The 19084-nt window shown below is 72.1% G+C and carries 17 protein-coding genes; 8 read left to right on the top strand and 9 right to left on the bottom strand.

Annotation, left to right across the window (positions count from 1 at the left end):
• Window positions 1-81: 81 nt before the first annotated feature.
• Complete coding sequence (locus RR3_RS00005) at window positions 82-1071, bottom strand: helix-turn-helix transcriptional regulator (RefSeq protein WP_017679487.1); 990 nt, start codon at window positions 1069-1071, stop codon at window positions 82-84.
• Window positions 1072-1146: 75 nt separating this feature from the next.
• On the opposite strand from RR3_RS00005, the gene RR3_RS00010 reads away from it, so the two are divergent.
• On the top strand, window positions 1147-2073 hold the full coding sequence (locus RR3_RS00010; protein WP_017679488.1) for a 4-(cytidine 5'-diphospho)-2-C-methyl-D-erythritol kinase: 927 nt from the start codon (window positions 1147-1149) through the stop codon (window positions 2071-2073).
• A 21-nt stretch (window positions 2074-2094) separates the two neighbouring features.
• On the top strand, window positions 2095-3891 hold the full coding sequence (locus RR3_RS00015) for an ABC-F family ATP-binding cassette domain-containing protein (RefSeq protein ID WP_017679489.1): 1797 nt from the start codon (window positions 2095-2097) through the stop codon (window positions 3889-3891).
• Between the two features lie 100 nt (window positions 3892-3991).
• Here RR3_RS00015 and RR3_RS00020 read toward each other — a convergent pair whose 3' ends face one another.
• Window positions 3992-4786, bottom strand: a complete 795-nt coding sequence (locus tag RR3_RS00020) for an enoyl-CoA hydratase-related protein (RefSeq protein ID WP_017679490.1) — start codon at window positions 4784-4786, stop codon at window positions 3992-3994.
• Window positions 4783-6297, bottom strand: a complete 1515-nt coding sequence (locus RR3_RS00025) for a TLP1 C-terminal extension domain-containing protein (protein WP_064065649.1) — start codon at window positions 6295-6297, stop codon at window positions 4783-4785. The genes RR3_RS00020 and RR3_RS00025 overlap by 4 nt, the downstream gene beginning before the upstream one ends.
• 91 nt (window positions 6298-6388) lie before the next feature.
• Between RR3_RS00025 and RR3_RS00030 the strand changes: the two genes are divergently transcribed.
• From RR3_RS00030 to RR3_RS00045, 4 genes are all read left to right on the top strand, one after another.
• Window positions 6389-7012 carry a TetR/AcrR family transcriptional regulator gene (locus RR3_RS00030; RefSeq protein ID WP_017679492.1) on the top strand — a complete coding sequence of 208 codons (624 nt, stop codon included), beginning with the start codon at window positions 6389-6391 and terminating at the stop codon, window positions 7010-7012.
• A gap of 97 nt (window positions 7013-7109) precedes the next feature.
• A complete protein-coding gene (locus RR3_RS00035; RefSeq protein WP_017679493.1) occupies window positions 7110-7589 on the top strand; it encodes a nuclear transport factor 2 family protein in 480 nt (159 codons plus the stop codon).
• Window positions 7590-7633: 44 nt separating this feature from the next.
• The gene (locus RR3_RS00040) at window positions 7634-8080 is read left to right on the top strand and encodes a VOC family protein (protein ID WP_017679494.1); all 447 of its coding nucleotides are present in this window, start codon (window positions 7634-7636) and stop codon (window positions 8078-8080) included.
• 83 nt (window positions 8081-8163) lie between these two features.
• Window positions 8164-9201, top strand: coding sequence for an enoyl-CoA hydratase/isomerase family protein (locus tag RR3_RS00045; RefSeq protein WP_017679495.1), 1038 nt, complete (start codon window positions 8164-8166; stop codon window positions 9199-9201).
• Between the two features lie 95 nt (window positions 9202-9296).
• On the opposite strand, the gene RR3_RS00050 is transcribed toward RR3_RS00045, so the two are convergent.
• Window positions 9297-9830: a hypothetical protein gene (locus RR3_RS00050; RefSeq protein WP_048771946.1), complete on the bottom strand. Its 534-nt coding sequence runs from the start codon at window positions 9828-9830 to the stop codon at window positions 9297-9299.
• Between the two features lie 104 nt (window positions 9831-9934).
• Window positions 9935-11605 carry a peptide chain release factor 3 gene (locus RR3_RS00055; RefSeq protein ID WP_010592964.1) on the bottom strand — a complete coding sequence of 557 codons (1671 nt, stop codon included), beginning with the start codon at window positions 11603-11605 and terminating at the stop codon, window positions 9935-9937.
• Window positions 11606-11822: 217 nt separating this feature from the next.
• Here RR3_RS00055 and RR3_RS00060 point away from each other — a divergent pair, with 217 nt between their 5' ends.
• The gene (locus RR3_RS00060; protein ID WP_010592963.1) at window positions 11823-13457 is read left to right on the top strand and encodes a fatty acyl-AMP ligase; all 1635 of its coding nucleotides are present in this window, start codon (window positions 11823-11825) and stop codon (window positions 13455-13457) included.
• A gap of 45 nt (window positions 13458-13502) precedes the next feature.
• Here RR3_RS00060 and pth read toward each other — a convergent pair whose 3' ends face one another.
• The 4 genes from pth to RR3_RS00080 all read right to left on the bottom strand — a co-directional run bounded on the left by pth (window position 13503) and on the right by RR3_RS00080 (window position 17727).
• Window positions 13503-14075 carry an aminoacyl-tRNA hydrolase gene (gene pth / locus RR3_RS00065; RefSeq protein ID WP_010592962.1) on the bottom strand — a complete coding sequence of 191 codons (573 nt, stop codon included), beginning with the start codon at window positions 14073-14075 and terminating at the stop codon, window positions 13503-13505.
• A 103-nt stretch (window positions 14076-14178) separates the two neighbouring features.
• Entirely contained in the window at window positions 14179-14784 is a 606-nt protein-coding gene (locus RR3_RS00070) for a 50S ribosomal protein L25/general stress protein Ctc (RefSeq protein ID WP_017679498.1), read from the bottom strand.
• A gap of 206 nt (window positions 14785-14990) precedes the next feature.
• Window positions 14991-16460, bottom strand: a complete 1470-nt coding sequence (locus RR3_RS00075) for an FAD-dependent oxidoreductase (protein ID WP_010592960.1) — start codon at window positions 16458-16460, stop codon at window positions 14991-14993.
• Between the two features lie 88 nt (window positions 16461-16548).
• On the bottom strand, window positions 16549-17727 hold the full coding sequence (locus RR3_RS00080) for an aminotransferase class V-fold PLP-dependent enzyme (RefSeq protein ID WP_064065648.1): 1179 nt from the start codon (window positions 17725-17727) through the stop codon (window positions 16549-16551).
• Window positions 17728-17772: 45 nt separating this feature from the next.
• Between RR3_RS00080 and RR3_RS00085 the strand changes: the two genes are divergently transcribed.
• Window positions 17773-19014, top strand: a complete 1242-nt coding sequence (locus RR3_RS00085) for an APC family permease (RefSeq protein ID WP_064065647.1) — start codon at window positions 17773-17775, stop codon at window positions 19012-19014.
• Window positions 19015-19084 lie beyond the last annotated feature (70 nt).

Consider the following 19084-nt stretch of genomic DNA (forward strand, 5'->3'; position numbering starts at 1 on the left):
CCCACCTGCCTCACCGACCGAATGTCACACGCACTCGATCGAACCGAACCGATGTGACATTCGGTCACCGCACGCGCCGGCTCAGTCGCTTCCCGCGACGGAGCCGGCGCGTTCGTATCGCCGGGCGAGCAGCTCGTGCCGGCGGCCTGCCTGCAGGCACGCCTCCCGCAGTTCCGGCGGATCCAGCACCGTGAAGTCGACGTCGAACTCCGCGAGCCAGCTCGCGATCGACCCGAGCGACGAGCCGCCGAGCGCGACCGCACAGTGATTCTCGTCGACCGGCTCGAGAGTTCCCCACTGCTCGTCGACCATCGGCACGATCGAGTCGAACGGCGCGTGCAGCAGCACCCGGGCCCGCGTCCGGACGATGCCGCGGGCGATGCCCCGGCTCACGAACTCCGCCGCCCCGCCCGGCGGCAGCTCGCGCGGGACGAACCGGGGACCGGTGGGGATCTTCGGCTCCATCCGGTCGACCCGGAACGACCGCCAGTCCTGCCGATGCAGATCCCACGCCATCAGATACCAGCGTGCACCCGACCGCACCAGCCGGTACGGCTCCACCTCCCGCCGCGAGCAGCCGCCGTCGTGCGCGCGATAGTCGAACCGCAGCCGCTCGTGTGCGTGGCACACCGCGGCGACGGCGGACAGCAGCGCCGCGTCGACTGCGGACGCGGCGGGCGCCCGCTCGACGACCTCCACACGCAGCGCCTCGAGCCGGTGCCGCAGCCGCGAGGGCATCACGTGTCGCAACTTGGCGAGGGCACGCCCCGACGCCTCGCCGATCCCCGTCACCGAGCCGGTCGCGCCGGACTGCAGGGCGACGGCCACCGCGACGACCTCCTCGTCGTCGAGCAGCAGCGGCGGCATCTCCGCGCCGGCGCCGAGGCGGTATCCGCCGCCGACCCCGACGGTGGCGTCCACGGGGTAACCGAGGTCGCGGAGTTTGTCCACGTCCCGGCGCACCGTGCGGGTCGTGATCTGCAGGCGGTCGGCCAGCTCGGCACCCGACCAGTCCCGCCGGGTCTGCAGGAGCGACAGCAGCCGCAACAGGCGAGCGGACGTTTCGCGCATGGTCCGAGCATGCCAGCGAACGAGGACAGCCGCCGTCCGCATTCGGGACCGCAGGGGTGCGTAAGCTGTATATCCGTGCTGTCCGTCGTCCCGAGCCCCGTCACCGTGCGAGCACCGTCCAAGGTGAACCTGCATCTCGCCGTCGGTGACCTGCGCGAGGACGGGTACCACGAGCTGCGCACGGTCTTCCACGCGCTGTCCCTGAGCGACGAGGTGTCGGTCGTGCGAGCCGACGTGTTGAGCCTGCGGGTACGCGGAGCGGACGCCGCGGCCGTCCCCGCGGACGCCACCAATCTCGCCTGGCGGGCCGCGACGCTGCTGGCCGAACGCGCCGGGCGCGCACCCGAGGTCGCCATCACGATCGACAAGGGCATCCCCGTGGCCGGCGGGATGGCCGGTGGCAGCGCCGACGCCGCCGCCACCCTCGTCGCACTCGACGCCCTGTGGGGACTCGGTCTCGCCCGCGACGACCTGGACGACCTCGCGGCGGAACTGGGCAGCGACGTGCCGTTCTGCCTGCACGGCGGCACCGCCATCGGCACCGGCCGCGGCGAGCAGCTGGTGCCGGTCCTCTCCCGTGGCACCTTCCACTGGGTGCTGGCCCTCGCGAAGGGTGGCCTGTCGACTCCGGTGGTGTTCCGCGAACTCGACCGTCTCCGGGCGGAAGGTTCTCCGCCCCGGGTCCGCGGCCTCGACGACCTGCTGCAGGCCCTCGCCGCCGGTGACGCGCACGCGCTGGCACCGCTGCTGGGCAACGATCTGCAGTCCGCGACCCTCTCGCTCGCGCCCGCACTGCGCCGTACCCTGCGGGCGGGCGTGGAGGCCGGCGCGCTGGCCGGCATCGTCTCCGGGTCCGGCCCCACGTGTGCATTCCTGTGCGCCGACGCCGCCGCGGCGGTGACGGTGAGCGCCGAACTGGCCGGGGCCGGCGTGTGCCGGACGGTGCGCGTGGCCTCCGGCCCGGTCCCCGGCGCGCGCGTCGTCGACAACTCCCACCCCTGATCTCGGAAGGCATTGCTCCGCGTGGCGAATCTGATCAACCTCGAACAGGTCTCGAAGTCCTTCGGCATCAAACCGCTGCTGGACTCGGTGTCGCTCGGTGTGCAGGAGGGCGAGCGCATCGGCGTCGTCGGCCTCAACGGCGGCGGCAAGACCACCCTCCTCGAGGTCCTCACCGGCCTCGAGGAGCCCGACTCGGGCCGGGTCAGCCGGGTCGGCGGGCTGCGCATGGCGGTCGTCACCCAGCGCGGCGTCCTGCCGGCCGGATCCACGGTCGGACAGGTCGTGCTGGGACCGCTGGGGGTGGCCGAGCACGAATGGGCCGGCGACGCCCGGATCCGCTCCGTCCTCGCGGGTATCGGTGTCGACCGGCTCGGCCTCGACGCCCTCGTCGACGGGCTCTCCGGCGGCGAACGCCGACGCGTCGCGCTGGCCGCCGCCCTCGTGCAGGACCTCGACCTGCTCGTCCTCGACGAGCCCACCAACCATCTCGACGTCGAGGGTGTGCAGTGGCTGGCCGAGCACCTGCTCGCCCGGCGCAGCGCCCTCGTCGTCGTCACCCACGACCGGTGGTTCCTCGACACCGTCGCGACCCGCACGTGGGAGGTCGTCAACGGGCAGGTGGAAAGCTACGAGGGCGGCTACAACGACTGGATCTTCGCTCGTGCCGAGCGGGCCCGGCAGGCCGACGCGATGGAGGAACGGCGCCGCAACCTCGCGCGCAAGGAACTCGCCTGGCTGCGGCGCGGGGCCCCGGCCCGCACCTCGAAGCCGCGCTACCGCATCGAGGCGGCGGAATCGCTGATCGCGAACGTGCCGCCGCCGCGGGACACGGTGGCGCTGGCGTCGTTCGCCAAACGCCGTCTGGGCCGGGTGGTCATCGAGCTCGAGGACGCGACACTGACCACCCCCGACGGCCGCGAGCTGGTGCGCGACCTGACGTGGCGGCTCGGCCCGGGGGAGCGGATCGGCCTGGTCGGGGTCAACGGCTCCGGCAAGACGACGCTGCTGCGCACCCTCGCCGGGGAGATCGAACCGGCGTCCGGTCGTCGCATCCAGGGCAAGACCGTCGAGATCGGCTGGCTGCGGCAGGAACTCGACGACCTGCCCACCGACCTGAGGGTGCTCGACGCGGTGAAGGACGTGGCCGAACGGATCACACTGGGGGACAAGGAGATCTCGGCCGGCCAGCTCGCCGAGCGGCTCGGGTTCACCCCGGCGCGGCAGCGCACACCCGTCGGCGATCTCTCCGGTGGCGAGCGTCGACGGCTGCAGCTGACCCGGGTGCTCATGGCCGAGCCGAACGTGCTGCTGCTCGACGAACCCACCAACGACCTGGATATCGACACCCTGCAGCAGCTCGAGGACCTGCTGGACGGGTGGGCGGGCACCCTCGTGGTCATCTCGCACGACCGCTATCTGATCGAGCGGATCTGTGACTCGACGTGGGCGCTGTTCGGCGACGGCGCGCTCACCAACCTGCCGGGCGGGATCGACGAGTACCTGCGCCGTCGTGCGGCGCTCGGTGACGGGGACATCCCGTCGTCGGCCTCCACGGTCGCGAAGACGTCGATGCCCGAACAGGGCGCGGAACAACCGAAGCGCGACGGCGCCGCCGAGCGGGCCGCCCGCAAGGAGCTGGCGCGGCTCGAGCGGAGCGTGGCGAAGCTGACCGAGCGGGAGGAGAAGCTGCACCACGACCTCGCCGACGCGGCCACCGATCCCGACCGCCTGCAGAAGCTCGACGCCGAGCTGCGCAGCGTGGTCGCGGAGAAGGAAGCCGCCGAGGAGCAGTGGATGGAGCTGGCCGAGAACTTGTAGACCGGTGTGTCCTTTGGGCGGCAGTAGCAGCCCAAAGGACGCACCGGCGGCGGAGCCGCCCGCTCGGGGGTGTCCCAGGTCTCCCGATCCAGTGCGGTGGTCATCGTCCGCTCCAGACGGGTGCGCGCTTCTGCATGAAAGCCATGACGCCCTCGACGGTGTCGGCGCTGGTGGTCAGCCGGGCCAGGGCGGCCTCGGTCGCGTCCCAGGCCGGTTCCTCGGACGGGACGATGCCGTCGACGATGCCGCGGGCGATCGTCTTGCTCGCCTGCACGGCCAGGGGCGCGCCGGTCGCGACGAGGTCGGCGAGCTCGAGCGCGGTGGTGAGGACGTCGGTCCGGGGGACGACGCGGTTGACCAGGCCCCAGCGCAGAGCGTCGGCCGCGGACATCGGCCTGCCGGTGAGCACGAGTTCCATCGCGACGGACCGCGGGATGGCCTGCACGATGCGGAACACCCCGCCGGCGCCGGCGATGAGGCCGCGGTGGACCTCGGGCAACCCGAACTCGGCGGTGTCGGCGGCGACGACGAGGTCGCTCGCGAGGGCGAGTTCGGTACCGCCGCCGAGGGCGGTGCCGTTGACCGCCGCGACGATCGGCTTGGCGATCGGGTGCCTGACGACGCCGGCGAACCCCCAGTGCGCGGTCTCGGGCGGGGTGACCCCACCCGGTCCGGCGGTCCCGAGGGCCTCGAGGTCGGCGCCGCCGCAGAACACCCGCTCTCCGGCACCGGTGAGGACGACGACGCGCACGTCCGGGTCCCTGTCGGCGCGTTCCCACGCCTCGCCGAGGCCGGTGTGCACCTCGGCGTCGATGCTGTTGGCGGCCCCGGGCCGGTTGATGGTGACGAGCAGCGTGTGGCCGCGCTGTTCGACCAGGACGACGGGCTCGGTCATGCGGGGGACTCCTCGGTGACGGGATCGGTCAGGGTGACGGTCAGGGCGCCGCCGCGGTCGACGACGTGGACGGTGCGCCCGACGATGTCCGCACCCGCGGCGAGCACCTGCGCGCCGGCGGCGTCGGTGTAGCCGGAGACTCGACGGCCGTCGGGGGTGGTGCCCACCAGGAACCCGATCGCCGGATGGCCGTCGCGTCCGTATTCCGCGGTTGCCGTATGGATCTCGACGTCACCGCTGTAGCCGACGGCGGGATCGGGTCCGGTGGCGGGCAGTACGTGTGGCTCGGGATCGCCGACGTACCCGCGCGTGTGCGGGGCGGCGGCGAGCACGACGGTGTGCTGGTAGGTCAGGTAGCCGCCGTTGCCGTGGACGAGGGCGATCTCGCCGTCGGTGCGCAGCCGGCGGGTGACGGCGACGAGGGAGTGCAGCGTGTAGCTGTTGAGCGGTCCGCCGAAGAAGGAGTGGCCGCCGGTGACGCTCGGGACGGTCTCGCGGGGCAGGCCGAGGTGTTCGACGAGCAGCTTCGGCACCACGGGGAAGCAGCTGTAGGCGTCGACGATGTCCAGGTCGGCCGGCCGCAGGTCGGTGCGTTCGAGCGTCCGGGCGAGGGCGTCGGCGAGTGCCGCGGACCGGCCGAGGCCGGCGCGGGCGAGGATGTCGGCCGGTTCGGTCGCGCCCGCCCCGCCCCACACGTACACGATCCGGTCCTCGGCGACGCCGAGTTCGCGGGCGGTGGCGAGGGAGGTGACGACGACGGCGGCCGCCTGGTCGACGAACGGCATCGCGTTGAGCAGCAGCGGGTACGGAGCGGTGACCATCCGGTTGCGCGGGCCCACGGTGGTGATGTCCTCGGCGGTGCGCAGATCGGGGTTCCAGGCGGTGGGGTTGCGTCCGGCGATCTCGGAGAACGCGGCGTACAGCTGCGCGGACCAGGCCAGCGATTCGTCGTGGGAGTGCCCGAGTTGGTGGCTGAGCCGGGTCTCGAACAGCGGGTAGACGCGGGTGGGGGCGAGCATGCCGGCGCGTTGCATCGCGGGGCTGCCGAGGTCGTCCGGGTCGAAGGCGGGTGGGCCGCCGGGGTCGGTGGTCCAGCCGAGTGCGGCGGGGTCGGTGCCGGCCTTCGTCGCGGCGGTGACCGAGGCCTGGGATTCGCCGCCGACGAGGAGCGCGACGCCGGTCGTGCCGGTGGCGATCTCGTGGCCGATGCGGTCGAGCAGCGCTGCCGGCCAGTGCCCCCCGAGGGGACTGGTGTGGGTGCGGGCCGCCGCGGCGCCGAGACGTGCGGCGAGGAGCGCGGGGAGGTCGTCGTACGCCCAGCTCGCGGTCTTGACGGCGTACACGGCGTCGATGCGCCGCGCGATGCCGTCGACGCCGGTGTCGGCGAGGGCCGCCCCGGCGGCGTCGTGGATCAGGTCGAGCGGTTCGCGGGGGTCGGCGGGGGCGCCGGCGCGTCCGGAGCGCAGGTCGCCGACGCCGACGACGACGGGTGTCCGGGCAGGGTCGGTCATGTGCGGCCTCGGGGGAGTGGTCGGGGCAACGGTCACCCGCACAGTAATACGGACTGATTCAGTCTGTAAATGGTCTGGCACACTGCTCACCGTGACCGAGCCGATCGTGCGTCGCCGTGGCCGACCCCGCGATGCCGACCTCGAGGATCGCGTCTACGACGCCGTGATCGAGGTCTACTCCGAGACGAGCTGGCGCGGCTTCACGCTCGACGCGGTCGGCCGGCGCGCCCGGGTGGGACGGGCGGCGCTGTACCGCCGCTGGGCCACCAAGGACGAACTGCTCGTGCAGGCGCTCGAGGCGCGCAGCCCGCTGCCGGTGCCGATCGACACCGGGGCGTTGCGCTCGGACCTGGTCGAACTGGTCACCCAGCTGCTGCGCGGCTACCGCACCACACCTGGGCTGGTGAGCCTGCGCGTCGCGCTCGACGCGCGCGTGCACCCGGACCTGCTGGCCCACCTGACCACCACGCTCAATCGGAGCCGCCTCGTCGCGGCCCGCACCATCGTGTTGCGGGCGGTCGAACGCGGTGAGCTGCCGCCGCAGGTCTCGGTGACCCTCCTGCTCGAGATGGTCACCGGTGCGGCGCTCAGCCACGTGCTGTTCTCCCTCGCCGGACCGGCGGCGGACGACGACGCCTACGCCCGCACGCTCGTCGACGCCGCGATCCGCGCCCTGATCGCGAAACGGGAACACGATCCAGGTCCCGTGACCTAACTGCAATCCAATTGCCCGGCGAGCCGCCGGAATCGATACCCCCCGAGGGGGATCCCGGCTAGCCTGGCAGACAGGCCCTGTGGTGGGAGGCGCGAGAATGGACCTGCAGGCGATACGTGAGATCGAGCGGCTGAAGTACCGCTACGCGCGGGCGCTCGACACGAAGTCGTGGATCGAACTGGCCGACACCATGGTTCCCGAGGCCACCGCCGTCTACGGCGAACACCTGAGTTTCGAATCGCGCGACGCGTTCCTGAACTTCCTCGAGAACACCCTCGGATCCCACGTCATCACCGAACACCACTGCGGCCACCCCGAGATCGACGTCGAGGGGGACACGGCCACGGGTATCTGGTTCCTCGCCGACACGGTGGTGGTGCCCGAGGACGGGCTCGTGATGCGCGGGTCCGCCTACTACCACGACCGCTACGTGCGCGGCACGGACGGGCTCTGGCGCATCTCCCACACCGGTTACGAAAGGAACTGGGAGACAGTCACGTCCGTTGCCGACATGCCCAGTTTCCGGCTCACCTCGAACCGGTGGTCGCTGCTGCAGCAGCCGCCCCGCGCGTCCTGAACCGGCCGCGAACCCGTACCGGCCGAGAGGAGGGGACCCGTCCGATGACCGCGACCGACACCGAAGTCTTCCCCCGGGCCGGTGCGCTCCCGTACCTCATCGTGGGTCGCGCCCGCAGTGCCATCGACTGGTACCGGCAGGTGTTCGACGCGACGCTGGCGGGGGACCCCGTGGTGCTCGAGGACGGCCGGATCGGCCACGCCGAGTTGGTCTTTCCCACCGGGATGGTGTATCTGGCGGAGGAGTTCCCCGAGATGGGCCTGTCCGCGCCCGAGGCCGGCGCGACGTCGGTGAGCCTGATGCTCCCGGTCGACGACACCGACGCCGTGCTCACCAAGGCCCGCGACGCCGGCGGCACCGTCGAACGCTGGATCGCCGAGAGTCACGGTCACCGCAACGCCACGCTGCTCGATCCGTTCGGACACCGATGGCTGCTCGTCGGGCCCCTGACCGGCCGCCGGCAGGGCGCCGCCACCGGTACCGGCAGGTAGGTCCGGCGCCCCGCGCAGACACGTGCGCGATCGGGGCTCCCACATGATCGGCTGCCGGGGCAGGGGCCGGTAGGCTCCGGCGCGTGACCGACACCTTCATCCGCACCCGCGTCGCCAACGGCATCGGCGAGGTGGTGCTCGACCGGCCGGTGGCCCTCAACGCCCTCGACTCGTCGATGATCCGCGACATGTACGAGGCCCTGCTGGCATGGCGCGACGACCCGGAGATCACCGCGGTCCTGGTCACCAGCGCATCCGACCGCGCGTTCTGCGCCGGTGGCGACATCAAGTCGGTGCGGGACGCCGCCGTGGCCGGGGACACCGCCACGGTCCGGGACTACTTCGCGAACGAGTACCGGCTCGACGAACTGGTCGCCACCTACCCCAAGCCGTATCTCGCGCTCCTCGACGGAGTCACGATGGGCGGCGGGCTGGGCATCTCGGTGCACGGCGCGGTCCGTGTCGTGACGGAGAGGGCCGTGCTGGCGATGCCGGAGACGGCGATCGGCTTCATCCCCGACGTCGGCGCCAGTCATTTCCTGCCGCGGCTGCGCGGCACCACGGCCCGTTGCGACGCGGTCGGCCTGTACCTGGCGCTGACCGGCGCCCGCGTCGACGCCGGCGATGCCATCGCCGTCGGCCTCGCGACGCACTTCGTTCCCAGTCACCGGATCGACGCCCTCGCCGACCGGATCCGCGAGGGCCACTGGCAGCCGGCGCTCGACGAGTTCGCCGAGGCGGCCCCCGCGTCGGCGATCGCGGACCGGTACCCGGACATCGATGCGGTGTTCGGTGACGGCACCGTCGCCGACGTCGTCGAGCGCCTGTCCGGCAACCACGACATCGACGAGACGTGGGCCGTCACCACCCGGGCGGCGCTCGGTGCGGCATCCCCGACGAGCCTCTGGGTCACCGCGGAGCTGCTGCGCCGCGGCGCCGAGAGCCCGCTGCGCGAGTGCTTCGCGCGGGAACTCGAGGTCGCGGTCCGCATCACCGCCGAGCCGGACTTCGCCGAAGGGGTGCGCGCGGTGCTCGTCGACAAGGACCGCAACCCGTCGTGGTCGCCGCGGGGGATCGGCGACGTGGACCCGGCCGTCGTGGCGGGACTGTTCCGGGAGTAGGCACCCGGCCGGCCGGACGACCATCCGCGCACGAAATAGTCATCCGCACAGGTAATTTCGTGCGCGTTCGACCAGGGGGTGCGCGGATGCGGACGTCAGAGCGCGGTGCGCCGCGGGGCGAGCAGGTCGACGACGATCTCCTGCCCGCCCAGCACGGCGCGGATCTCCGGCTTCTCGAATCCGCCCGCGACGAGGTACTCACCGAGCAGGGTGAGCAGTTCGTCGGTCTCGACCGTCGGATCGGAGGCGTGGGGACGCTGCGCGCGGGCGGCGAGCTCGGTGTGCGCCAGTCGCGCCGCGATCCGCACGGATGCCACTCCCATCGAGTTGCGGCGCGACGCGGCGGTCGGCGTGCTGTCCGCGGCGACGCCGTTCGTGCCGGCGACGATCTCGTCGAAGCTCGGCAGCGAGAGCGGATCGCTGCCGTTGCCTCCGGCCTCGTCGGCGACGTCGTGGTCCGCCGCGTGGCTTCCCACCGCGTGCGGGGCGGACGCGCCGTTGCCGGTCAGGGTTCCCGGCAGGGGATAGACGAAGGTGCCCGCCCGCTTGGGTCCGGGCGACTCGTCCGCCGGCTCGGAACGGCCGCGCAGCGGCGTGCCGTCGGTCGGTGCGGTCGAGTCGTCGTCCATGAACGCTCCTGACATCCGCGAGCCCGGGTCGGCTCGACGGCACAGCAAACTACCAGCAACACCGGTCCCACGCACAGCCACACCGGTCCCACCCACCACAGGTGTCACTGGTCGGCGGCGGCCACCAGCGGCTCGAGGGTGAGGTCGGGCAGTTCCTTGAGGAGGTACTGCAATCGCCACTTGTCGCTGACCAGCGCCAGCAGCACACCGTCGGACCGGGTGAACACCTCGACGCCGCGCTGCCGGTTCAGTTCGTCCACCGAGGCCGCGTCGGTGCGGCGGGCCAGCGCGTAGCCCAGCGGTTCCATCCGCGGCTCGACGTTGTACTCGGCCTTCATCCGGGCCGCCACCACCTCGAACTGCATGGGACCGACGGCGGCCATCACCGGGGACGCGTCGCCGCGGATGTCGTTGCGCAGGATCTGCACCACGCCCTCGGAGTCGAGCTGATCGACGGCCTTGCGGAACTGCTTGTATTTCGAGGCGCTCTCGGCGCGCAGGATCGAGAAGTGCTCGGGCGCGAACGACGGGATCGGCGGGAACTCCACCTTCCGGTCCACGTACAGGGTGTGCCCGGGGGCGAGGGCCGTGGCGTTGACCAGCCCGACCACGTCGCCGGGGTACGCGTTCTCCACCGTGGACCGTTCCCGGCCGAACACCGTCAGCGCGTACTTGGTGGCGAACGGCTTGCCCGTCTGCGCGTGGGTGACGACCATGCCGCGCTCGAACACCCCGGACACCACCCGCATGAACGCCAGGCGGTCGCGGTGCGCGGTGTCCATCCCCGCCTGCACCTTGAACACCACGGCGCTGAACGGGTCGTCGACGTTGCGGGGAGCGTCGTTCACGTCGAGCCGGGCGCGCGGCGGCGGCGCCAGCGCGACGAGGGTGTCGAGGATCTGCCGGACGCCGAAGTTGAGCATGGCCGACGCGAAGATCACCGGCGACGTCTGTCCGGCCAGGAACAGCTCCTGGTCGTGGTCCTGACCGCTGGCCGACAGCAGTTCCGACTCCTCCACCGCCTCGGTCCACGTCCCGCCCTCCCGGTCCTCGGCCTCCGCGGGGGAGAGCCGGTCCTCGGGAGCGATCCGCGCGCCGCCGGCGGTGCGGGTGAACTTGACGTACTCGACGGGTGCCCCGTCCTCCCCGCGCCGCAGCAGGCCACGGAAGTCCCCGGCGATGCCGACGGGCCAGAACAGGGGGGTGGGAGTCAGGCCGATCCGCTCGTCGATCTCGTCGAGCAGTTCCAGCGGGGTCCGGCCGGGCCGGTCCCACTTGTTGATCACGGTGATGACCGGGATGCCCCGGTGACGGCACACCTGGAACAGCTTGAGTGTCTGCGGCTCGAGGCCCTTGGCGGCGTCGATCAGCATCACCGCCGCGTCCACGGCGGTGAGCACCCGGTAGGTGTCCTCGGAGAAGTCGGAGTGACCGGGTGTGTCGACGAGGTTGATCACGTTGACGACGTCGTCGTCGGACTCCTCGGAGCGGTAGTTGAACTGCAACGCCGTGGAGCTGACGGAGATGCCGCGGGCCTTCTCCATCTCCATCCAGTCGGACACCGTGGACTTGCGTCCGGCCTTGCCGTGCACCGCACCGGCCTCGGCGATGACCTTCGCATGCAGGGCCAGCGCCTCGGTCAGCGTGGACTTGCCGGCGTCCGGATGGGAGATCACCGCGAAGGTGCGGCGGCGACCCGCCTCCGCGAGCACTTCCTTCGACGACACGGCGGTGGTGCCGGCGTCGTTGCCGGTGGAAACGGGCGGGGTAGTCAACGCGGAAGTACCTCTCGAAGCGGATGTGCGGCTCGTCGATGCACGCGGGCGGCTCGCGCATCGCAGACAACTCGTCCATGTTACTCGGCAATCGAATGTCGATTTCCGTGAGATTCGGTCACATTCTCCGAAGAGACTTACTCCCGGGACGGATCGGGGGCACCCTGGGCAACGTCGTACCCGGTGCCCGGGGGCGAATCGACGTGAGGAGTGGTTCGTGAGCAGATTCACCGACGAGATGTACGAGACCGCGGATCGTTCCCCGCACGGTCTGGTCACCGGCGAGCCCGACGCTCCCCGGCGCCAGAGCTGGGGGCAGATTCACGAGCAGGCCCGGCGCATGGCCGGTGCCCTCGCCGCGGCCGACATCGGTCACGGCGACGCCGTGGGCATCCTCGCGGGGAATCCGGTGGACATCGCACCCGCCTGTCAGGCGGTGTGGATGCGCGGCGCCTCGGTGACGATGCTGCACCAGCCCACCCCGCGCACCGACCTGGCGCTGTGGGCACGGGACACCGAGGTCGTCATCGGCATGATCGGCGCCCGCGCGGTGGTGCTCGGCGCGCCGTTCGAGATCGCCGCGCCGCTCCTGGCCGAGCGGGGAATTCCCGTCGTCACGATCGCCGAGATGGATGCCGGCACGCCGGTCGACCCGCTGCCCACCGACGAGCAGGACATCGCGCTGCAGCAGCTGACCTCCGGGTCCACGGGCTCCCCGAAGGCCGTGCAGATCACGCACGAGAACTTCTACGTCAACGCGTACGCGATGATCGAGCGGATCAAGTTCTCCCTCGACGACGACGTGATGGTCAGCTGGCTGCCGCTGTTCCACGACATGGGGATGGTCGGCTTCCTGAGCGTGCCCATGCAGGTCGGCGCCGAGGTCGTCTCCGTGACCCCGCTCGACTTCCTGCGCTCCCCGCTGCTGTGGGCCGAGCTGATGAGCAAGTACCGCGGAACCGTGACGGCCGCACCGAACTTCGCGTACTCACTCCTGGCTCGCAAGCTCGCACAGGCGCCCGACGGCGCCGTCGACCTGTCGTCGGTGCGGTGGATGTGGAACGGTGCCGAACCGGTCGACCCGGACACCATGGAGGCCCTCGCCGCCGCCGGCGCCCGGTTCGGGCTCGATCCGGCGGCGCTCGCGCCGGTCTACGGCATGGCCGAGACCACCCTGGCGGTCTCGGTGCCGGATCCGGGACGCGGGCAGATCCTCGATCTCGTCGACCCCGACCTGCTCGAGGCCGGCGGGATGGCGGTCCCGTCGACCCGGTCCAACGCCCGGCGCCTGCCCACCCTCGGGCATCTCGTGCCCGGCCTCGAGGGCCGCGTCGTCGGGGAGGACGGGCAGGTACTGCCGCCCCGCGGCGTCGGCATCATCCAGCTGCGCGGCAAGGCCGTCACCCACGGTTACCTCACCGTCGACGGTCCGGTGCCCGCGCAGGACCCGCAGGGCTGGTTCGACACCGGCGACGTCGGCTACTTCACCGAGGACGGCCTGGTCGTGGTGTGCGGGCGCGTCAAGGACGTCATCATCATGGGTGGCCGCAACGTCTATCCCACCGACATCGAACGAGCCGCGTGCAGCGTCGACGGCGTGCGCCCCGGCAACGCCGTCGCGATCCGGCTCGATTCCGGCGAGAAGCGGGAGTCGTTCGCGGTCGCCGTCGAGACCAACCGGATCGACGACCCGGAGGAGGTGCGCCGCATCGAACGCGACGTCGTGCACGCGGTCGTCGCGGAGGTGGGGGTGCGGCCGCGCACCGTCGCGGTGCTCGGCCCGGGCAGCATCCCGAAGACGTCGTCGGGCAAGCTGCGGCGCGGCAGTTCCGTCCACCTGCTCGGCGGGTAGCGCGGGGTGTCCTTCCGGACCGCGGCCGGTCCGGAAGGGCACACGTCAATGGACCCGGTTCTGGGCGTCCTCCAGGCCGACCCGCAGCAGCAGCTCCACCGCGTCCGCGGCCTGCTCGCGGATCAGGTCGAGTTCCTTGCGTTCGGTCGACGAGAACGGTTTGAGCACGTAGTCGGCCGGGTCCATGCGGCCCGGCGGGCGGCCGATCCCGACCCGGGTACGCAGGTAGAGCTTGGTGCCGAGGGCACTCGAGATCGACCGCAGCCCGTTGTGGCCGTTCTCCCCGCCGCCGAGCTTGAGCCGGACCGTGCCGAAGTCCAGATCCAGTTCGTCGTGCACGACGACGATGTCGGCGGGCTCGACCGAGAAGAAGCGGGCGAGACCCGCGACGGGTCCGCCCGAGAGATTCATGAAGGTGCGCGGCTTGGCGATGATCACCTGCCGGCCGTCGAGGCGGGCCTGGACGATCTCGGCGTTGCTGCGCTTGTGCGCGCTGAACTTCCCGCCGACGCGGGCGGCGAGCGTGTCGGCCACCATGAAGCCGATGTTGTGGCGGGTCTTCTCGTACTGCGGGCCGGGATTGCCCAGCCCGACGACGAGTGCGGTGGCGTCGCTCACCTGGCGGTGTCCTTCCGTTGCGGCGGGTAGTGCTACGACGACGGCGCGTCACCCCGAGGGGATGACGCGCCGCTCGCCCGTGTCACGCGGAACCGGTTGGGGCTCAGGCCTCTTCGGCCTCGGCGGCCTCACCCTCCGCGGATTCGCCCTCCATCGCGGCGGCGGTCGGTGCGGCAACCACGTTCACCAGCAGCAGCTCCGGGTCGCCCTGCAGGGTCGCACCGGCGGGCAGCTGCACGTCGTTCGCGAGGATCTGGGTACCGGCCTCGACACCGTCGATGGACACCTCGACCTGCTCGGGCAGGTTCAGGGCGTCGGCCTCGAGCTGGACGGTGCTGACCTCGTTGACGACCAGGGTGCCGGAGGCGGCCTCACCGGTGACCACGAGCGGGACCTCGACGGTGACCTTCTCGCCCTTCTTCACGACGAGCAGGTCGGCGTGCTCGATGTAGTTGCGGATCGGGTGGACCACGACCGACTTGGTCAGCGCCAGCTCCTCCGAGCCGTCGACGTCGAGGGTCAGCACGGCGTTGGTGCCGTGGGCGCGCAGCACGGCCGCGAACTCGCGGGCCGGCAGCGCCAGGTGCTGGGGATCGGTGCCGTGGCCGTACAGGACGGCGGGCACCTGCCCGTCGCGGCGGGCGCGGCGGGCGGCACCCTTGCCGAACTCGGTGCGGACGACGGCGGCGATACGGTTTTCCTCGGACATGCTGAAAGGCTCCTACGCATATGGCTCGAACTGGGGCGGTCTTCCCGGCGAGGGGCGACGCGCGCGGCCAGGAGCGTGGGCACGCTCGAGCGGAGCCGCAGCCGCGTCGATCACGGTGAGCCAGCGATTTCGCGGTTCACCCTCGCCGAGACAACTCGATCGACTCTACCGGATCCGCCCGAGCGGGTCGAATGCCACCCCTGCGCTCAGCCGCCCGCGGCGGCGATGCCCGCCCGCCGTCCGAAGAAACTGCCGTCGCCGAGGGAGACGCCGCTGCAGTACCCCCACGCCGACAGTCCGGCCGCCGCGCGTCCCGCCGCATACAGCCCCGGAATCGGGGCACCGTCGACGTGCAGGACCTCCGCGTGCAGGCTCGTACGCAGGCCGCCGAGCGTGAACCCGCCGGTCATGCCGCGCAGGTCGATCGCCGCGACGGGCGACCCGATCGGCTTCACCCATTCGCGCTTCTTGCCCAGCAGCGGGTCGGCGCCCCGTTCGGCGTGCAGGTTGTACACCTCCACCGTGGACTGCAGCGCCCGCTCGGGCAGACCCATCTCGGCCTCAAGTTCCGCGACGGTCTCGCACACCCACTTCGGCTGGTGGCGCAGCTGCGCCGACGACGTCGGGGCGGCGACCCCGGCCTCGTACGACTCCTCGTCGATGACGAGGAACGCCTCGTTGTCGTTCTTCAGCAGGGTCAGCTGCCCGATGCGGCCCGGGTAGGTGTCCTCGGGCACGTACCGCTGGCCGCGACCGTTGACGAGAATGCCCCGCGCGATCAGCTGGGGATCGCAGAAGAACGCCACCTCGGTGGCGTTCATGTGGGCCAGGTCGGCGCCGAGCGCCTGCGCCATCCGGATCGCGCGACCGTCGTGTTCCTCGATCGACGCGGCGGGACGACCCACCAGGTGCGGGGCGTGGGCCCGCACCATGTCGTCGTTGTAGGCGAAGCTGCCCGTGGCGAGAACGACCCCGCGGCGGGCCCGGATCGCCAGGTCGGTGCCGTACCGCTTGGCCAGCACCCCGACGACCCGGCCGGACGCGTCGGTGACGAGGGTCTGCACCCGGACGTCGTACTCGGCGCGGACCCCGAGGGCTTCGGCCTTCTCGGCGAGCGGCTTCACGAGCATGTAGCCGCCGCCCTGCTCACCGGTCCGCTTGTTGCTCATCTGCGGCACGTGGCCGCGCGGCGCGGGCCGGGCGACGGCGGCGTACGGCGCCGAGTTCTCCCCGCCGGTGTACTGCAGGCCCGCGTCGGTGGGAGGCTCCCAGCCGGGCTCGCCCCAGAATTCGTGCTTGAACGGCACACCGCAGCCGACGAGCCAGTCGAAGTGCTCGACGGAGCCCGCACAGTAGGCGGCGATCTTCTCCTCGTCCACGCCCGGTCCGAGTGCCGCGGTGAGGAACGCGCGCATGTCGTCCACCGAGTCCTCGAATCCGCAGGCTTTCTGCACGGCCGTGCCGCCGCCGAGGTAGACGAAGCCGCCCGCGAGGGCGGCGGCGCCGCCCCACCCGCCGGTGCGTTCGAGCACCAGCACGTCGGCTCCGGCGTCGGCAGCGCCGACGGCCGCGCAGACCCCGGCGATGCCGTACCCGGCGATCACGACGTCGGCCTCGAGATCCCAGGCGGAGATCCGGTCGACGGGAACAGGACGGACGGGACTGGTCTCGGTCATCGCGATCCTCTCGAAGTGGTGCGGGGATTCGCACACCTTGACCGCGTGAGCCGCCGGACGGAACCGGTCGTCCCGGTCGCCGGGACGGTCAGGACCGGGTCAGCGACCGCACGGCCGCCAGGAACCGGTCCACGTCGGCGGGGGAGACGAAGTAGTGCGGGGAGGCGCGCACCACCGACTCGAGCCGTCGCGCCGACATCTCGAGCAGCGTCGACCCGCGCCCGCTGACCGTGACCGTGATCGCCTCGGCGGCCAGCGCCTCCCGCAGCCGCGGCGGCTCCCAGCCGTCGACGGTGAACGAGACGATGCCGCTGTGCTCCTTCCCGAGGTCGCGCACGGCCACGCCGGGGATCCGGCCCAGGCCCTCGCGCAGGTGTTCGGCGCGGTAGGCGACCGCCTCGGTCACCGCGTCGACCCCGAGGTCGAGCAGGTAGTCGACGGCGGCACCGAGCCCGAGGCGGGCGGCGACGTTCGTCTCCCACAGCTCGAACCGCGTCGCGTCGTCGGCGAGGCGGTACTCGCCCGGGGCCGTCCACTGCGCGCTGTGCAGATCGAGGACGGCCGGTTCGAGCTCGGTGACCAGCCGGGGGCGGACGTACAGGAAGCCCGTGCCGCGGGGTCCGCGCAGCCACTTGCGTCCGGTCGCGGAAAGGGCGTCGACGTCGAACTCGGGCACGCTCACCGGCAGCTGCCCGACGGACTGGCACGCGTCGAGCAGCACCAGCGCGCCGACGGCGTGCGCCGCGTCGGCGACCTCCCGCACGGGGTTGACGAGCCCGCCGTTGGTGGGGGCGTGCACGACGGACACCAGTTTGACCCGCTCGTCGAGCGTGCGGGTGAGGGCGTCGACGTCGATGCGGCCGAGCGCGTCCGTCGGCATCGTCTCCACCGTCGCGCCGGTCGCCCGGGCCCGTTGCAGCGCGGAGACCGCATTGCTGGCGTATTCGGAACGGGTGAGCAGGATCCGGTCGCCCGCGCGGAGCGGCACCGAGTAGAAGAAGCTCGCCCACGCCCGGGTGGCGCTCTCGACGAGGGCGATCGACGGCGCCTCCGCGCCGATCAGCCGCGCGATCGAGGTCTTCACCGCGGCGAGGTCGTCGGCGCGTTCCGCGGCGGCGACGTACCCGCCGACCTCGGCCTCGCGTCGCAGGTGCGCGACGGTCGTCTCCAGCACCGGGGTCGGCGGCAGCGACGAGCCCGCGCTGTCGAGGAAGACCCGGTCGAAGCAGCCGGGCGTGTCGCGACGGGCGCGCTGCAGGTCGAGCATCGAGGACGCACCTCCCGTTCATGTCTTCGTGCTTGGAATGTATACGTGAGCGAATCGAAATCCCTGCAACGCCGGCTCGGCACCGGCGACGCCGTCGCCATCGGGCTCGGCGCGATGATCGGGGCGGGGGTGTTCTCGGCGTTCGCGCCGGCCGCGGCAGCCGCCGGCGCGGGCCTGCTCGTCGGCCTGGCCCTCGCCGCGGTCGTGGCGTACTGCAACGCCACCTCGTCGGCGCAGCTCGCCGCGCAGTACCCGACGTCCGGTGGCACCTACGTGTACGGGCGGGAACGGCTCGGGCCGTGGTGGGGTTTCGTGGCGGGCTGGGGCTTCGTGATCGGCAAGACCGCCAGTTGTGCGGCGATGGCCGCGACGTTCGCCTCCTACGTCGTGCCGGAACCGTGGCGGCGGCCCGTCGCCGTCGCCGCGGTCCTCGCCCTGACCGCCGTGAACTACCGCGGCATCACGCGCACGGCCCGGCTCGCCCGCATCATCGTGACCCTCGTGCTCGTGGCGCTGGCCGTCGCGATCACGGCGAGCTGGGCCGGTCCCGGGGCGCAACCCGCCGATCCGTTCGGTCCCGTCGGCGGTGCCTACGGGGTGCTGCAGGCGGCCGGCCTGCTGTTCTTCGCCTTCGCGGGCTACGCGCGGATCGCGACCCTCGGTGAGGAGGTGCGCGAGCCGCGCCGGACCATCCCGCGGGCGATCGTCGGTGCCCTCGGCTTCGTGGTGCTGCTCTACGCCGTCGTCGGCGTGACCCTGCTCGCATGCCTCGGCCCGGACCGGCTCGCGTCGAGCAGCGCGCCGCTGCTCGACGCGGTCCGCGTGGGTGGCTGGGCGTGGGCGGCGCCCGTCGTGGTCGCCGGGGCCGCGGCGGCGTCGCTGGGGGCTCTGCTCGCCCTCGTCACAGGCGTCGGCCGCACCGCGCTCGCGATGGCGCGGCAGGGTGATCTGCCCCGGCCGCTCGCCGCGGTGCATCCGCGATTCGCGGTGCCGTACCGGGCCGAACTCGCCGTCGCGGCGGCGGTGTGCGTGCTCGTCGCGACCGTCGATCTGCGCGGAGTGATCGGATTCTCATCCTTCGGTGTTCTCGTGTACTACCTCGTCGCGAATCTGGCCGCCTTCACCCAGCGGGACGAGAACCGGCGCTACCCCCGGTTCCTGCAGGTCGTCGGCGCCGTCGGATGCGTCGTCCTGGTGCTGACGCTGCCGCCGAGTGCGGTCGTGGCCGGCATCGTGGTGCTCGCGGCCGGTGTCGTCGTCCGGGCGACGCGCCGGGCCGCGGCGTGAGCGTTCAGCCGCCTCCTGTCGCCGGTTGACGTTAGGCTCGTCCGTGAGCTGGCCCACAGGCGAGGGAGGG

This window comes from Rhodococcus ruber NBRC 15591, from assembly GCF_001894945.1.
Lineage (GTDB): Bacteria > Actinomycetota > Actinomycetes > Mycobacteriales > Mycobacteriaceae > Rhodococcus > Rhodococcus ruber.

Excerpts from the sequence above, each read along its gene's own strand:
- RR3_RS00005 (WP_017679487.1), bottom strand. The coding sequence starts at position 1,071 with ATGCGCGAAACGTCCGCTCGCCTGTTGCGGCTGCTGTCGCTCCTGCAG.
- RR3_RS00020 (WP_017679490.1), bottom strand. The coding sequence starts at position 4,786 with ATGACCGAGCCCGTCGTCCTGGTCGAACAGCGCGGCCACACGCTGCTC.
- RR3_RS00025 (WP_064065649.1), bottom strand. The coding sequence starts at position 6,297 with ATGACCGACCCTGCCCGGACACCCGTCGTCGTCGGCGTCGGCGACCTG.
- RR3_RS00035 (WP_017679493.1), top strand. The coding sequence starts at position 7,110 with ATGGACCTGCAGGCGATACGTGAGATCGAGCGGCTGAAGTACCGCTAC.
- RR3_RS00040 (WP_017679494.1), top strand. The coding sequence starts at position 7,634 with ATGACCGCGACCGACACCGAAGTCTTCCCCCGGGCCGGTGCGCTCCCG.
- RR3_RS00050 (WP_048771946.1), bottom strand. The coding sequence starts at position 9,830 with ATGGACGACGACTCGACCGCACCGACCGACGGCACGCCGCTGCGCGGC.
- RR3_RS00070 (WP_017679498.1), bottom strand. The coding sequence starts at position 14,784 with ATGTCCGAGGAAAACCGTATCGCCGCCGTCGTCCGCACCGAGTTCGGC.
- RR3_RS00075 (WP_010592960.1), bottom strand. The coding sequence starts at position 16,460 with ATGACCGAGACCAGTCCCGTCCGTCCTGTTCCCGTCGACCGGATCTCC.
- RR3_RS00080 (WP_064065648.1), bottom strand. The coding sequence starts at position 17,727 with ATGCTCGACCTGCAGCGCGCCCGTCGCGACACGCCCGGCTGCTTCGAC.